Origin of the sequence: Vulcaniibacterium gelatinicum, assembly GCF_008033445.1 — a bacterium.
In the GTDB taxonomy this organism is placed as follows: Bacteria; Pseudomonadota; Gammaproteobacteria; order Xanthomonadales; family Xanthomonadaceae; genus Vulcaniibacterium_B; species Vulcaniibacterium_B gelatinicum.
In genome coordinates, this window is record NZ_VNKO01000014.1 from 44,701 (window position 1) to 60,031 (window position 15,331).

The window sequence follows — 15,331 nt, forward strand, 5'->3', positions numbered from 1 at the left end:
AGGGCGATGCTACAGACGACGATGCCGCCCGGAGGCGGCATCGGCGGTACCACTGTGTTGCGCGACCGGGCTCAATCCATGTCGAGGGCCGACTTCTCGCCCGCGAACGGGTTGAGCTTGCGCCAGTTCGACGGGTAGTCCGGCCAGTCGCCGGCCAGCCAGGGGTGGTTCGGCGCGTTCTGCTCCAGCACCCGGCGCGCGTCCGCGGCCAGGGTCTGGTTGCCCAGGCGGGTGTAGGCCTCGGCCAGCACCGCCACCGCGTCGTTCTGGTGTTCGCTCTGCGGGTAGGTCTCGAGCAGGTAGGTGGCGCGGTTGGCCGCCGCCACCCAGGCGCCGCGGCGCAGGTAGTACAGCGCGGTTTCCAGTTCGTGGCGGGCGAACATGTTGCGCAGCGTCACCATGCGCTGGCGCGCGTCGGCGGCGTAGCGGCTGTTGGGGTAGCGCTCGGCGACGATGGAGAAGTCGTTGTAGGCCTGCTGCGGCGTGGCCAGGTCGCGGCGGCTGGCGTCCAGGCGCCAGACCCGCTGCAGGAACACCGTGTCGCGGCTGGCGTTGGTCAGCCCGCGCAGGTAGTACATGTAGGCGATGTGGCGGTGGGTGGGGTAGGTGCGGATGAAACGGTCGATGGTCGAGACCGCGTCGTCGTGGCGGCCGCGCTTGTATTGCGCGTAGGCCATCTCGATCAGCGCCTGCTCGGCGTACGGCCCGTAGGGGTACTGGGCGATCAGGCGCTTGAATTTTTCCTCGGCGCTGGACCAGTTGCGCCCGCGCAGCGAAGCGTGGGCCTCCTCGTAGAGCTGTTCCACCGCCGCGTTCTCGGGTGCTTCCTCGCCGCGGAAGAAGTTCTTGATCCGCGCGCAGCCGCTCGTGGCCAGGATCGCGGCGAGCAGCAGCAACAGCAGGGAACGGGAGGCGGAGCGTGGGGTCATGGACGGGTCTGGCGCGGCGGGCCGGAGTGCGGCCGGGAACGGCGGATAATAGCAGCCCCATTCCCTCGGCCCGTTTCCGTGCCCGGGCCGGCCGTTTTCCGGATCCCGGGCCAGCGCCTGCCATGACCGACCCTGCCGCCGCGCGCACCGCGCGCGTTCCCGATGCCGCCGCCGGCCGCCGTTTCGACGCGGTGCTGGCCGAATTGTTCCCGGAATACTCGCGCTCGCGGCTGGCGGCGTGGATCAAGTCGGGCGATGCCCGCCTCGACGGCCGCGCGGCGCGGCCGCGCGATCCGGTGCGCGGCGGCGAGACGGTGACCCTGGTCGAGGTGCTGGAACCGCAGACCGAGGCGCCGGCGCAGGACATCCCGCTCGACCTGCTGTACGAGGACCCGGCGCTGTTCGTGGTCAACAAGCCGCCGGGCCTGGTGGTGCATCCCGGCGCGGGCAATCCGGCCGGGACCCTGGTCAACGCGCTGCTGCACCGCGACCCCGGCCTGGCCGCGCTGCCGCGCGCCGGCATCGTGCACCGCCTCGACAAGGACACCTCCGGGGTGATGGTGGTGGCGCGCACGCTGCCGGCGCACGCCGCGCTGGTGGAGCAGCTGTCCGCGCGGCAGGTGCACCGGCAATACCTGGCGATCGTGGTCGGGGCGCTGGTCGCCGGCGGCACCGCGAACGCGCCGATCGACCGCCACCCGCGCGACCGCCTGCGCATGGCGGTGCGCGAGGACGGGCGCGAGGCGGTCACCCACTTCCGTCTGCGCGAGCGCTTCCGCGCCCACACCCTGCTCGAATGCCGGCTGGAGACCGGGCGCACGCACCAGATCCGCGTGCACATGGCGCACCTGCGGCACCCGATCGTCGGCGATCCGCTGTACGGCGGGCCGCTGAAGCTGCCCAGGGGTGCGACGCCGGAGCTGGTCGAGGCGCTGCGCGGGTTCCGGCGCCAGGCGCTGCACGCGGAAGTGCTGGAGTTCGCCCATCCGCTCACCGGCGCACCGGTGCGCTGCAGCGCGCCGGTGCCGGAGGACATGCGCCGGCTGATCGCGCTGCTGCGCGCCGACGCCAGGGCCGCGGAGGCCGCATCGTGAGCGCGGCCGACACCGGCGCGATCCTGCGCGCGGACTGGCCCGCGCCGCCGGGGGTGGTGGCGTTCACCACGCTGCGGCACGGTGCGGGCGTGTCGCAACCGCCGTTCGACAGCTTCAACCTCGGCCTGCGCAGCGGCGACGAGCCCGAGGCCGTGCGGCGCAATCGCGCCGAACTGGCCGCACGCTTCGGCCTGCCGGCGCCGCCGCACTGGCTGCGGCAGGTGCACGGCACGCAGGTGCTGCGCCTCGGCGCGGAGGCCCCGGCGGAGCCCGAGCCCGAGGCCGATGCCGCAGTCACCGACGCGGCCGGCACCGTGCTCGCCATCCTCACCGCCGACTGCCTGCCGGTGGTGTTCGCGGCCGTGGACGGCAGCGAGGTCGGCGCCGCCCATGCCGGCTGGCGCGGGCTGGCCGCGGGCGTGCTCGAGGCCACCGTCGCCGCGCTGCACACGCCGCCTGCCCGCCTGCGCGCCTGGCTGGGTCCCGCGGCCGGGCCGCAGGCCTACGAGGTCGGCGAGGAGGTGCGCGCGGCGTTCCTGGCCCGCGATCCGCGCGCGGCGACGGCCTTCGTCGCCACCCGCCCCGGCCACTGGCGCGTGGACCTGTACGCGCTGGCGCGGCAGCGGCTCGCCGCGGCCGGCGTGACCGACGTGCACGGCGGCGGCCTGTGCACGATCTCCGACCCGGCGCGCTTCTTCTCCCACCGCCGCGACGCCCGCACCGGGCGCATCGCCACGCTGGTCTGGCGCGCCGCGCGCTGAGCGCGCACGTCGGCGGCGAAGTTCAGCGCTGCAACAACGCGACCACCTGCGCCTGCGCCTCGCGCGCCAGGGCCTGGCGTGCGTCCGGCGACCGCCCCGCGGTTTCGATCGGTGTGCCGAACCGCACCCGGATCACCCCCGGCCGCACCCGGAAGCCCGCCGGCGGCAGCACCGCGCCGCTGCCCGCGATCGCCACCGGCAACACCGGCACGCCGGCTTCCAGGGCCAACTGGAACGGCCCCGTCTTGAACGCCCCCACGCGCCCGTCGCGGCTGCGCGTGCCCTCCGGGAACGCGCACAGCGTCTCCCCCTGCCGCAGCCGCTCCACCACCGCCAGCAGGCTGCGCCGCGCCGCGCGCGGATTGGCCCGGTCCAGGAACACCATCCCCATCGCCCGCGCATACCAGCCCACGAACGGCACCCGCTGCATTTCCTGCTTCTGCACGAAGCGCAGCGGCACCGGCACCGCGCGGAACAGCGCGCAGATGTCGATGATGGACTGGTGGTTGGCCACCAGCACCATCGGCCGCGACCAGTCCACCGCGTCCGCGCCTTCCACCACCAGGCGCGCACCCGCCCCGCGCAGCAGCCCCGGCGCCCACAGCCGCGAGGCCATCCGCAGCGGCAGGGTGCGCCGTCGCGTCAGCACCAGCACCAGCAGGGCCAGACTGATGCCGCCCGCGGTCCACAGCAGCGTGAACAGCAGTTGCAGCGCGTTGAGCAGGGGCCAGCCCAGGCGCGCGAGCGGCGCGGCGCGGGGAGCCAGGTCGGTGACGCTCATGCACACGGGGACGCGACGGCCACGGCGGCCGGAAGGGCGGCAAGGATAGCGGCCCCGGCCCGGGCCGGCCTTGTATTCAGCTTCGGCGCCCGCATTTTCGCCCTGTCGCCGGCCGCCGGCCGGCTTCCGCCACCGGAGACCGTGCATGCGCATGGACAAGCTCACCACCCGCTTCCAGCAGGCGCTCGCCGACGCCCAGTCGCTCGCCGTGGGCCGCGACCACAACCTGATCGAGCCGGTGCACCTGCTGGTCGCCCTGCTCGACCAGCAGGGCGGCAGCGCGCGCCCGCTGCTGGCCCAGGCCGGGGTCAACCTGCCGCTGCTGCGCGAGCGCCTCGGCGAGTTGCTGGAGAAGCTGCCCAAGGTCTCCGGCCAGGCCGGCAGCGTCGCCGTCGGCAACGACCTGGCCCGCCTGCTCAACCTCACCGACAAGCTCGCCCAGCAGCGCGGCGACGCCTACATCGCCAGCGAACTGTTCCTGCTCGCCGCGCTCGAGGACGGCGGCGAGGCCGGCCGCGCGCTCAAGGCCGCCGGCGCGACGAAGCCCAAGCTCGAGGCCGCGATCGAGGCCATGCGCGGCGGCGAGAAGGTGCAGAGCGAGAACGCCGAGGACCAGCGCCAGGCGCTGGAGAAGTACACCGTGGACCTCACCCGCCGCGCCGAGGAGGGCAAGCTCGACCCGGTGATCGGCCGCGACGAGGAGATCCGCCGCGTCATCCAGGTGCTGCAGCGCCGGACCAAGAACAACCCGGTGCTGATCGGCGAGCCCGGCGTGGGCAAGACCGCGATCGTGGAAGGGCTCGCCCAGCGCATCGTCAACGGCGAGGTGCCCGAGGGCCTGCGCGGCAAGCGCGTGCTCGCCCTCGACATGGGCGCGCTGATCGCCGGCGCCAAGTACCGCGGCGAGTTCGAGGAGCGGCTCAAGGCCGTGCTCAACGACCTGGCCAAGAACGAGGGCCAGATCATCCTGTTCATCGACGAGCTGCACACCATGGTCGGCGCCGGCAAGGCCGAGGGCGCGATGGACGCCGGCAACATGCTCAAGCCCGCGCTCGCCCGCGGCGAGCTGCACTGCATCGGCGCCACCACCCTGGACGAGTACCGCAAGTACGTGGAGAAGGACGCCGCGCTGGAGCGCCGCTTCCAGAAGGTGTTCGTCGGCGAGCCGAGCGTGGAGGACACCATCGCCATCCTGCGCGGCCTGAAGGAGCGCTACGCCGTGCACCACGGCGTGGAGATCACCGACCCGGCGATCGTCGCCGCGGCCACGCTCTCGCACCGCTACATCGCCGACCGCCAGCTCCCGGACAAGGCGATTGACCTGATGGACGAGGCCGCCAGCCGCATCCGCATGGAGATCGACTCCAAGCCCGAGGAGCTCGACCGCAAGGAGCGCCGCCTGATCCAGCTCAAGATCCAGCGCGAGGCGCTGAAGAAGGAGAAGGACGAGGCGTCGCGGCAGCGGCTCGCCGACCTCGAGGCCGAGATCGCCGCGCTCGAGCGCGAGTACAACGATCTCGAGGAGGTGTGGAAGGCCGAGAAGGCGACCTTGCAGGGCGCGACCAAGATCAAGGAGCAGATCGAGCAGGCCCGGCTCGAACTCGAGGCCGCGCAGCGTCGGCAGGACTACGCGCGCATGAGCGAGATCCAGTACGGCCGCATCCCCGAACTCGAGAAGCAGCTCGCCGCCGCACAGGAGGCCGAGCGCAAGGGCTTCCGGCTGCTGCAGGACAAGGTCACCGCCGAGGAGATCGCCGAGGTGGTCTCGCGCTGGACCGGCATCCCGGTCAGCAAGATGCTCGAGGGCGAGCGCGAGAAGCTGCTGAAGATGGAGGAGGCGCTGCACGCGCGCGTGGTCGGCCAGGACGAGGCGATCAAGGTGGTGTCCGATGCGATCCGCCGCTCGCGCGCGGGGCTGTCGGATCCGAACCGCCCGATCGGCAGCTTCCTGTTCCTCGGCCCCACCGGCGTCGGCAAGACCGAGCTGTGCAAGGCGCTCGCCGAGTTCCTGTTCGACACCGACGAGGCGATGGTGCGCATTGACATGAGCGAGTTCATGGAGAAGCACTCCGTGGCCCGCCTGATCGGCGCCCCGCCGGGCTACGTCGGCTACGAGGAGGGCGGCTACCTCACCGAGGCGGTGCGGCGCCGGCCGTACAGCGTGATCCTGCTCGACGAGGTCGAGAAGGCGCACCAGGACGTGTTCAACGTGCTGCTGCAGGTGCTCGACGACGGCCGCCTCACCGACGGCCAGGGCCGCACGGTGGACTTCCGCAACACCGTGATCGTGATGACCTCCAACCTCGGCTCGCAGCTGATCCAGGAGTTCGGCGGCGACGACTCGCCGGAGGCCTACACGCAGATGAAGGCTGCGGTGATGGGCGTGGTGCAGGCGCACTTCCGCCCCGAGTTCATCAACCGCCTCGACGAGATCGTGGTGTTCCATCCGCTGGACAAGGCGCAGATCCGCGAGATCGCCCGCATCCAGCTGCGCCGCCTGGAAAGTCGCCTGGCCGAGCGCGGGATGAAGCTGGCGGTCACCGACGCGGCGCTGGCCCTGCTCGCCAACGTCGGCTTCGACCCGGTGTACGGCGCGCGCCCGCTCAAGCGCGCGATCCAGCAGCAGCTCGAGAACCCGCTCGCCCAGCGCATCCTGGCCGGCGAGTTCGGCGCCGGCGACACCGTGCAGGTGGATGCCGAGGGCGGGCAGCTGGTGTTCCGCAAGGGCTGAGCGTGAGCGGCCCTCGCCGACGGCCGGCGCCTCTCGTCCGGAGCACGTGGCCGTGGCGCGCGCTGCGCTTCCGGCTGCGCGGCGCGAACAGGCATACTTTCATGCCTGGAATCGCCGCAGCGGGGCTGCCGGGTGTCCGACCTTGAATTACACCAGCTCCGGCACCGGCTGCACGAGGCCGAACAGGCGCTGGAGGCCGCCGAGCGCCGGCTGAGCGAGGCCGCGCTGCAACGGCGCCGGCTGGCCCAGCGTCTGGCGGAGGTGCAGGAGGCCGAGCAGCGCCGGATCTCCGCCGAACTGCATGACCGGATCGGCCAGGACCTGGCCGCGCTCGGACTCAACCTCGGCCTGATCGCCAGCCCGCGTCTGGACCGGGCGGCGATCGACGCGCGCGTGCACGACTCCCGCCAGTTGCTGGAGCGGGCCAGCGCGGTGCTGCGCAACCTGATCGCCGAACTGCGGCCGGTGGCGCTGGACGAATACGGGCTGTTCGCCGGCCTGCGCGCCCTGGGCGAGGACGTGGAGCGGCGCACCGGCCTGCAGATCGCGGTGCAGGGCGTCGAACCGGCGCCGCGGCTGCCGGCCGAAGTGGAGACCGCGCTGTTCCGCATCGCCCAGGAGGCCCTGACCAACGTGGCCAAGCACGCGCGCGCCTCGGCGGTGGAATTGTCGCTGCGGGCCGTGGCCGACGGCGTGCGCCTGCGCATCGCCGACGACGGTTGCGGTTTCGATCCGGCCGTGCGTGCGCGCGGCCCGCGCCGGCACTGGGGCATGGAAGTGATGCGCGACCGCGCCGAATCGGTGGGCGCGCGCATGCTGGTGGACGCGGCGCCGGGCCACGGCACCCGCATCGAGGTGGAATGGGAGGCGACGGCATGAGCGTGCGCGTCCTGCTCGCCGACGACCATGCCGTGGTCCGCGACGGCCTGCGCGCGCTGCTGGCCACCGAGCCCGGGATCGAGGTGGTCGGTTGCGCCGCCGACGGCCGCGAGGCGCTCGCCGCCGCCGCGGCGCTGCGCCCGGACGTGGTGGTGATGGACATCAACATGCCCGGCTTCAACGGCATCGAGGCCACCCGCGACCTGTGCGCCGGGCCCGGCGGGCCGAAGGTGCTGATCCTGTCCATGCACGGCAGCTCCGAGCACGTGTTCCGCGCCCTCCAGGCCGGCGCTGGCGGCTACGTGCTCAAGGAGGCGGCCGGGGCCGAGGTGGTGGACGCGGTGCGCGCGGTCGCCGCCGGGCGGCGCTACCTCAGCCGTTCGGTGGCGGAAACCGCCCTGCAGGCGTTCCTGGTCGAAGGCCGGCGCAGCCGCAGCCCGCTCGAAAGCCTCAGCGCCCGCGAGCGCCAGCTGCTGCAACTGGTGGCGGAAGGGCGCAGCAACCAGGAGATGGCCGGCCTGCTCTCGCTCTCGGTCAAGACCGTCGAGACCTACCGCAGCCGCCTGATGCAGAAGCTCGGCGTCAACGACGTCGCCGCGCTGGTCCGGTTCGCGCTCGACCACGGCCTGGCCTGATCCGCGCGCCCGACAGGGGCCGATCAAGTTTTCCCGACAGCGCCCGCCGCCGGCTCGGCGCAGCATCACGGGATGGCTGTCGATGTACCGCTTTCCATGCCCCGTCTGCTGCTGCTCTGGCATCCGCACCTGATGTTGCGAGACGCGCTCCACGACTGGCTCCTGCATGAATTCGGCGACGCGGTCGCGGTCGGTGTGGCCGCCGATCCGGTGGATCTGCTGGAGCAGGCCCGCACCCGCGCGCCCAGTGCGGTGCTGGTGGACGTGGACGCGCTGCACGGCGTCGGGCTCACCCTGCTGCGTTCGCTGCAGCAGTTGGCCTCGCCGCCGCCGACGGTGGCGATGAGCGTGTACCAGAGCGACGAGGTCCGGCAGGCCGCCGCCGAGGCCGGGGCTCGGGCCTGCGTGTGCCTGATGCAGCCCGACGAGGGCCTGCGCCTGGCGTTGGCGCCGCTGCTGCTCGGCGCCGCGCCCTGACCGGCCGCGCCGGTACAATCGCGCGGTGATCGCCTTCCGCAATTTCGCCCTGCGCCGGGGCGAACGCCTGCTGCTGTCCGACGTGGACCTGACCCTGCACGCCGGCTGGCGCGTGGGCGTGGTCGGGCGCAACGGCGCCGGCAAGTCCTCGCTGTTCGCGGCGCTGACCGGCGCGCTGGAACCCGATCGCGGCGACCTGGAACTGCCGGGCAGGGCGCGCATCGCCAGCGTGGCCCAGGAAACCCCGCCGCTGCCCGATCCCGCGCTCGACTTCGTCCTCTCCGGCGACCGCGAAGTGCACGCCGCGCTGCAGGCCGAGGCGAACGCGTTCGCGAACGAGGACTGGGAGGCAGTCGCCGCCGCGCACCAGCGGATCGAGGCCCTGCACGGCTACGACGCGACCGCGCGCGCCGGTCGCCTGCTGCATGGCCTGGGCTTTCCGCCCGAGACCCACGGCCGGCCGGTGGCCGAGTTCTCCGGCGGCTGGCGCGTGCGCCTGAACGTGGCCCGCGCGCTGATGACCCCGAGCGACCTGCTGCTGCTCGACGAGCCCACCAACCACCTCGACCTCGACGCGGTGGTGTGGCTCGAGGACTGGCTGCGCCGCTATCCCGGCACGCTGCTGGTGATCTCGCACGACCGCGAGTTCCTCGACAACGTCGTCACCCACGTCCTGCACCTGCACGACGGCCGCGCGAAGCTGTACGCGGGCGACTACACCGCGTTCGAACGCCAGCGCGCCGAGCAGTTGCGCCAGCAGCAGATCGCCCACGAGAAGGAACAGGCCGAGCGCGCCCACCTGCAGGCGTTCATAGACCGCTTCAAGGCCAAGGCCAGCAAGGCGCGCCAGGCGCAGTCGCGGATGAAGCGGCTGGCCAAGCTCGCCGGCACCGAGGCGGTGCGGGTCGAGCGCGCGCTGCGGATCGCGTTCCCGGCGCCGGCGCGGATCCCGCATTCGCTGCTGTCGCTGCGCGAGGCGGATGCGGGCTACCCCCTTCCCGACTCCTCTCCGGCCGCGGCGGCGGAGCAGGGCGGGGGCATCGTGATCCTGCGCCAGGCCAGCCTGGTCCTGCAGGCCGGCGACCGCCTCGGCCTGCTCGGCCCCAACGGCGCCGGCAAGTCCACCCTGGTCAAGTCGCTGGTCGGCGAGCTGCCGCTGCTCGCCGGCGAGCGCCAGGCGCACCCCGACCTGCGCATCGGCTACTTCGCCCAGCACACGCTGGAATCGCTGCGCCCGGAGGCCTCGCCGCTCGACCACCTGCGTCCGCTCGCGCCCGAAGCGCCCACCCAGGAACTGCGCGACTTCCTCGGCCAGTGGAACTTCCCCGGCGACCGCGCGTTCGAGCCGGTGGCCGACTTCTCCGGCGGCGAGAAGGCGCGCCTGGCGCTGGCGATGATCGCGTGGAAGCAGCCGAACGTGCTGCTGCTCGACGAGCCGACCAACCACCTCGACCTCGACATGCGCGAGGCGCTGGCCGAGGCGCTGGCCGACTTCGACGGCGCGATCGTGCTGGTCTCGCACGACCGGCACCTGCTCGGCCTGACCTGCGAGCGCTACCTGCGCGTGGCCGACGGCCGCGTGGAGCCTTTCGACGGCGACCTCGACGACTACGCCGCCTGGCTGCGCGGCCGCACCGCCGACGCGCGCGCCGAGGCCCGCGCCGACCGGCGCGAGGCCGCGCCGCCGGCCGCGCCGCCGCCGGCGAAGAAGCCGGCCAAACCCAACCCGCACAAACTGGCCAAGCTCGAAGCCCGCGTGGCCGAGCTCGAAACGCGCCTGCGCGCGCTGGACACCGCGCTCGCCGACCCGGGCCTGTACGCCGACGGCGGCACGCGCGCCGCCGAACTCGGCCGCGAACAGGCGGCGCTGCGCGCCGAGCTCGACCGCGCCGAAGCGGAGCTGCTGGCGCTCTACGACGCCGCCTGACGCGTCACCACCCGAACCCCACGCCCGCGCCGACGCTGCTGTCGCCGCCGCTGAAGGCGCCGCCGATGGTGACCGCGGCGCGTTCGCCAAGGGCGCGCTGGTAGCCGACCGAGAGCGCTTTCTCGCCCTCCTGGTAGCCCACGCCGACGGCGATGCGGTTGCGGGTGCGGATGCCGGCGGCGCTGGCGGTCATGTGGGCCATGGCGCTTTGCATGGCGCCGGAGCGGTGCAGGCGGCGGTCGGTCTGGTCCAGGCGGGTCCAGACGTCGGCCTGGAAGGCGTCCCACTGGCTGCTGAGGGTGGCGAAGCGGGTGTCGGTGTAGGCGTTGGCGCTGGCCAGGGTGCGGGTGTCGCCGGCGTCGGCGTAGCCGCGGGCGCTGGCGAGGGTGCGGGCATCGCCGGTGTCGGCATAGCTCTGGGCACTGGCCAGTGTGGCCGCATCCCCGGCGGTCATGTCGGCGCGGATGGCGGTCTCGCGGGCGTCGGTATAAGCCTTGGCCTCGCCCACGGCCACGGCGGTGGCGCCGGCGACCTTGCTGTCGGTGTAGGCATTGGCGGCGGCCAGGGTGGCGGCGTCGCCGGCGGCCATGTCGGCGCGGATCGCGGCCTCGCGGGTGTTGGTGTAGGCGTTGGCGCTGCTGAGGGTGGCGGCGTCGCCGGCCTGCATCTGCCCCAGGTTGACCGCATCGGTGGCCTGGGTGCCGGCGGCGACGTTGGTGATCTGGCGTTCGTTGCCGGCGCTGCCGACGGAGAGGGTGTTGGCGCGGTCGGCGATGGCGCCTGCGCCGATGGCGGTGCTGTTGTCGGCGGTGGCCTGGGACTGGTAGCCGAAGGCGGACGAATTGGCGCCACTGGCAATGTTTTGGTAGCCGAAGGCGGAGGCGTTGGTGCCGCTGGCAGTGTTGTTGAAGCCGAAGGCGGAAGAGCGGGAGGCGATGGCGCGGTTGCCTATCCCAAAGGCAGTGGCATCGATGCTGCTGGCTGTGTTGCCGTAGCCGAAGGCGGCGGCGTAGTCGCCGCTGGCGGTGTTGAGGAAGCCGAAGGCGGTGGCATTGCTGCCGCTGGCCTCGTTGGCGTAGCCGAAGGCGGAGGCAGCTACGCCGCTGGCCTGGTTGGAGTAGCCGAAGGCGGAAGCGCCGGTGTTACTGGCGATGTTCTGGGAGCCGAAGGCGGAAGCCTGTGTGCCATTGGCGATGTTGCTGTAGCCGCAAGCAAAGGCCTCGACTCCGGGAGCCAAGCTGTTCCCGGTCAGTTCGTGCGTGCCCGGATCGCCGTCGTTGTGTTCACAGGTCGTGCCGGCCAGGGCCGCGCCCGGCGCGGCGGCCAGCAGCGCCGCGAGCAGGACGCGGCGCGTGGTGTGGATCTGTCGCATGTTCGATTCCCCTGTTCCCGGTGTGGACCACGCGCAGGACAGGGCGCCGCGCGCCCCCTGCGCGGGGGGCGGCCGGTGCGTGCGCACCAACCGCTCCGATCCGGGACAACGGATCGCCGCCCCCGCCGCGGTCAGGGGGCGCATGTCGCGCGGTCGCGCGCGCCGGGGCTAGTCCTTCAGGAAGTACTCCACTGTCGTCACCACCCGCACCGTCTTGACCTGCGGGCTGCCCTGGTCGCGGTCGGTGATCGAGACCACGCCCTGGTTGGCGGTGCGGATCCCGCCCAGGCGCGCGCCGGAGTCCTTGGCGAACTGCTCGGCCGACCGGCGCGCGTTGGCGGTGGCCTCGGCGATCAGCGCCGGCTTGATCTCGTTGAGTCTGGTGTATTCGAACTGCGGGCCGCCGAACTCGCCCTCGTGGCCGCCCAGCAGCACCCCGCGCCCGATCAGTTCGCCGCTGCGGCGCAGCGCCGCCAGCGCCTCGGCGACGCGGTTGGTGCGCAGGGTCACGGTGGTCGAGTAGCGGTAGCGCTCCGGCGGACGGTTGTCGCCGAAGGCCCAGGCCCAGCGGTCCTCCAGCCGCGGCGGCGAGACCACGATCTCCTCCGCCTTGAACCCGGCGCGCAGGAAGAAATCGCGGATCACCTGCGTGTTCGCGTCCAGCCGCCGCTGCACGTCGGCCAGGTCGTTGCCGCTGACCGTGTGCGGCAGCGGCCACACCACCAGGTCGGCGTCCACGATCCGCTCCGCCGAGCCCTTCACGGTGACGAAGCGGTCCTGGGTCTTCAGCCGCGCCATGCCCTGCGCGGCCAGCCAGCCGGCCCCGACCAGGCCGAGCGCGAGCAGGAGGGCGGCGAAGGCGGAACGGGCGGGCGAGGGGGTCATGGCGCGGCTCCGTGCGGGGGAGGGCCTAGCCTAGCGCGCCCCGTCCGGCTTGAAATCCGCCGCGCAGCCCCCAGACTGGCGCCCGGTCTTTCGCAGTCCCGACGCCCGCCATGCCGATCTACGCCTTCGCCTGCGCCGCCTGCGGCCACAGCTTCGACCGCCTGCAGAAGCTCTCCGACCCCGACCCCGCCGCCTGCCCGGATTGCGGCGCCGACGCCGTCCGCCGCCAGGTCACCGCGCCGGCCTTCCGCCTCGCCGGCGGCGGCTGGTACGAGACCGACTTCAAGAAGGACGGCGAAAAGAAGCGCAACCTGGTGGACCAGGGCGGCGACAAGCCCGCCGACGGCGCGAAGTCGGGCGAGAGCAAGTCCGAGTCCAAGCCCGCCGCGGCGGCCGTGACCGCCTGAGCCGCCGCCGGTTCCGGGCTCCGCCCGGGGCCGTGCGGGCCGTCCGGCCGGCTAGAATGGCCGGCTTTCCGGCCCGCGCCGGAACTCGAACGCTCCGGAGCCCCCATGCGCACCCATTTCTGCGGCCTCGTGGACGAGGCCCTGATCGGCCAGACCGTGACCCTGTGCGGCTGGGCCGACGTCGCCCGCAACCTCGGCGGCCTGGTCTTCCTCGACCTGCGCGACCACGAGGGCATCGTCCAGATCGTCGCCGAACCGTCGGACGCGCCCGGCAACGCCGAAGTGCTCGCCGCCGCCGCGCACGTCCACTACGAGGACTGCCTGCGCGTCACCGGCACCGTGCGCCGGCGCCAGAGCGTCAACGACAAGCTCCGCACCGGCCGGGTCGAGGTGGTGGCGACCAGGATCGAGGTGCTCAACAAGGCCGAGCCGCTGCCGTTCCACGCCCACGAGAACCCGGGCGAGGACATCCGCCTCAAGTACCGTTACCTCGACCTGCGCCGCCCCGAGATGCAGCGCATGATGCGCACCCGCATCCGGCTGGTGCAGGCGCTGCGCCGCTGGCTGGACGCGCGCGGCTTCCAGGACATCGAAACGCCGATCCTGACCAAGGCCACGCCCGAGGGCGCGCGCGACTTCCTGGTGCCGGCGCGCATGCATCCGGGCGAGTTCTACGCGCTGCCGCAGAGCCCGCAGCTGTTCAAGCAGATCCTGATGATGGCGGGCTTCGACCGCTACTACCAGATCGCGCGCTGCTTCCGCGACGAGGCGCTGCGCGCCGACCGCCAGCTCGAATTCACCCAGCTCGACATGGAGTTCGCCTGGGTCACCGAGCGCGACGTGCAGGACACCGTCGAGGCGCTGATCCGCGACGTGTTCCGCGAGGTGATCGGGGTCGAGCTCGCCGATCCGTTCCCGCGCATGACCTATGCCGAGGCGATGCGCCGCTACGGCTCGGACAAGCCCGACCTGCGCATCGCGCTCGAGCTGGTGGACATCGCCCACCTGGTCAAGTCGTGCGAGTTCAAGGTCTTCACCGACTGGGCCAACCACGAGGACGGCCGCGTGATCGCACTGCGCGCGCCGGGCGGGGCGCAGTTCTCGCGCAAGCAGCTCGACGACTACGCCGCGCACGCCGCCAAGTTCGGCGCCAAGGGCCTGGCGTGGATGAAGGTCGAGGACGCCGGCAAGGGCCGCGAGGGCATCAGCTCGCCGATCGCCAAGTTCCTGGACGATGCGACCCTGGCCGCGATCGTGCAGGCCGCGGGCGCGGCGAGCGGCGACGCGATCTTCTTCGGCGCGGCCAGCTACAAGGTGGCCAGCGACTTCATGGGCGCGCTGCGCCTGAAGCTCGGCCGCGACCTGGGCCTGGTCGAGGACGGCTGGAAGCCGCTGTGGGTCACCGACTTCCCGATGTTCGAATGGGACGAGACCGAGGGGCGCTTCGTCGCCCTGCACCATCCGTTCACCGCGCCGGCGGTGGATGACATCGAGGACCTGCGCGCGAACGCGCGGACCGCGGTCTCGCGCGGCTACGACATGGTGCTCAACGGCAACGAGATCGGTGGCGGCTCGATCCGCATCCACCGTTCGGACATGCAGAGCGCGGTGTTCGAGCTGCTTGGCATCGGCAAGGAGGAGGCCGAGCTCAAGTTCGGCTTCCTGCTCGAGGCGCTGCGCTACGGCGCCCCGCCGCACGGCGGCATCGCCTTCGGCATTGACCGCATCGCCGCGCTGATGGCCGGCACCGAGTCCATCCGCGACGTGATCGCCTTCCCCAAGACCACCACCGCGCAGTGCCCGATGACCGGCGCGCCCTCGCCGATCCCGGACGAGCAGCTCGCCGAGGTGCACGTGCAGGTGCGGCCGAAGGCGTGATGCATGGCCGAGCCATGACCCACGTCATCCGCCGCGCCACGCCAGACGATGCCGCCACGCTGGCGGCGCTCGGTGCGCGCACCTTCACCGAGACCTTCGGCCATCTGTATCCGGAGGAGGACCTGTGCGCGTTCCTGGAGGAGAGCCACGCGCCGCAGGCCTACGCGCGGTGGCTGGCCGATCCGGCGTATGCGCTGTGGTTGGCACAAACCGCTGACGGCGAGGCGATCGGCTACGCCCTGGCCGGCCCCTGCGGCCTGCCGCATCCGGACGTGCGCCCGGGCGACGGTGAACTGAAGCGGCTGTACGTGCGCGCCGGCCACCAGGGCGGCGGGCTCGGCGCGCGGCTGTTCGAACAGGCCCAGGCCTGGCTCGAGCGCGACGGCCCGCGCACGCTGTGGATCAGCGTCTGGAGCGAGAACTTCGGCGCACAGCGGTTCTACGCCCGCTACGGCTTCGCCAAGGCGGGCGAGTACGAGTTCCCGGTCGGTCGCGTGCGCGACCGCGAGTTCATCTTCCGGCGCGGGTGAAAATCGGGGTCAGAGTACATTTCGCTCTGATTTTCACGGCATCGG

14 protein-coding genes are annotated in these 15,331 nt (G+C 72.6%); 10 read left to right on the forward strand and 4 right to left on the reverse strand.

The features are described 5' to 3' along the window. Positions 1–71 precede the first annotated feature (71 nt). A complete protein-coding gene (locus tag FPV26_RS09270; protein ID WP_147653603.1) occupies positions 72–929 on the reverse strand; it encodes an outer membrane protein assembly factor BamD in 858 nt (285 codons plus the stop codon). A gap of 122 nt (positions 930–1,051) precedes the next feature. Between FPV26_RS09270 and rluD the strand changes: the two genes are divergently transcribed. After that, entirely contained in the window at positions 1,052–2,023 is a 972-nt protein-coding gene (gene rluD / locus FPV26_RS09275) for a 23S rRNA pseudouridine(1911/1915/1917) synthase RluD (RefSeq protein ID WP_147653604.1), read from the forward strand. Beyond that, the gene (gene pgeF, locus FPV26_RS09280; RefSeq protein WP_246109254.1) at positions 2,020–2,784 is read left to right on the forward strand and encodes a peptidoglycan editing factor PgeF; all 765 of its coding nucleotides are present in this window, start codon (positions 2,020–2,022) and stop codon (positions 2,782–2,784) included. The genes rluD and pgeF overlap by 4 nt, the downstream gene beginning before the upstream one ends. Positions 2,785–2,806: 22 nt before the next feature. Here the strand turns inward: pgeF and FPV26_RS09285 are convergent, their stop codons facing one another. Then, positions 2,807–3,565, reverse strand: a complete 759-nt coding sequence (locus FPV26_RS09285) for a lysophospholipid acyltransferase family protein (RefSeq protein ID WP_147653605.1) — start codon at positions 3,563–3,565, stop codon at positions 2,807–2,809. A 145-nt stretch (positions 3,566–3,710) separates the two neighbouring features. On the opposite strand from FPV26_RS09285, the gene clpB reads away from it, so the two are divergent. The 5 genes from clpB (at position 3,711) to FPV26_RS09310 (ending at position 10,214) form a co-directional block, all read left to right on the forward strand. After that, the gene (clpB, locus tag FPV26_RS09290; RefSeq protein ID WP_147653606.1) at positions 3,711–6,296 is read left to right on the forward strand and encodes an ATP-dependent chaperone ClpB; all 2,586 of its coding nucleotides are present in this window, start codon (positions 3,711–3,713) and stop codon (positions 6,294–6,296) included. Positions 6,297–6,428: 132 nt separating this feature from the next. After that, complete coding sequence (locus FPV26_RS09295) at positions 6,429–7,175, forward strand: sensor histidine kinase (protein ID WP_147653607.1); 747 nt, start codon at positions 6,429–6,431, stop codon at positions 7,173–7,175. Continuing rightward, the gene (locus tag FPV26_RS09300; RefSeq protein ID WP_147653608.1) at positions 7,172–7,810 is read left to right on the forward strand and encodes a response regulator; all 639 of its coding nucleotides are present in this window, start codon (positions 7,172–7,174) and stop codon (positions 7,808–7,810) included. The genes FPV26_RS09295 and FPV26_RS09300 overlap by 4 nt, the downstream gene beginning before the upstream one ends. A 96-nt stretch (positions 7,811–7,906) precedes the next feature. Further along, positions 7,907–8,287: a response regulator gene (locus tag FPV26_RS09305; protein ID WP_181952616.1), complete on the forward strand. Its 381-nt coding sequence runs from the start codon at positions 7,907–7,909 to the stop codon at positions 8,285–8,287. Between the two features lie 25 nt (positions 8,288–8,312). Beyond that, complete coding sequence (locus FPV26_RS09310) at positions 8,313–10,214, forward strand: ABC-F family ATP-binding cassette domain-containing protein (RefSeq protein WP_147653610.1); 1,902 nt, start codon at positions 8,313–8,315, stop codon at positions 10,212–10,214. A 4-nt stretch (positions 10,215–10,218) separates the two neighbouring features. Here the strand turns inward: FPV26_RS09310 and FPV26_RS12930 are convergent, their stop codons facing one another. Then, positions 10,219–11,586: a YadA-like family protein gene (locus tag FPV26_RS12930; RefSeq protein WP_147653611.1), complete on the reverse strand. Its 1,368-nt coding sequence runs from the start codon at positions 11,584–11,586 to the stop codon at positions 10,219–10,221. Between the two features lie 168 nt (positions 11,587–11,754). Beyond that, on the reverse strand, positions 11,755–12,471 hold the full coding sequence (locus tag FPV26_RS09320; RefSeq protein WP_147653612.1) for an SIMPL domain-containing protein: 717 nt from the start codon (positions 12,469–12,471) through the stop codon (positions 11,755–11,757). A 110-nt stretch (positions 12,472–12,581) separates the two neighbouring features. Between FPV26_RS09320 and FPV26_RS09325 the strand changes: the two genes are divergently transcribed. The 3 genes from FPV26_RS09325 (at position 12,582) to FPV26_RS09335 (ending at position 15,286) form a co-directional block, all read left to right on the forward strand. Continuing rightward, positions 12,582–12,878, forward strand: coding sequence for an FmdB family zinc ribbon protein (locus FPV26_RS09325; protein WP_147653613.1), 297 nt, complete (start codon positions 12,582–12,584; stop codon positions 12,876–12,878). Between the two features lie 105 nt (positions 12,879–12,983). After that, complete coding sequence (gene aspS / locus FPV26_RS09330; RefSeq protein WP_147653614.1) at positions 12,984–14,756, forward strand: aspartate--tRNA ligase; 1,773 nt, start codon at positions 12,984–12,986, stop codon at positions 14,754–14,756. Between the two features lie 14 nt (positions 14,757–14,770). Then, positions 14,771–15,286 (forward strand): GNAT family N-acetyltransferase, encoded by a 516-nt coding sequence (locus FPV26_RS09335; RefSeq protein WP_147653615.1) that lies wholly within the window; start codon positions 14,771–14,773, stop codon positions 15,284–15,286. Positions 15,287–15,331 lie beyond the last annotated feature (45 nt).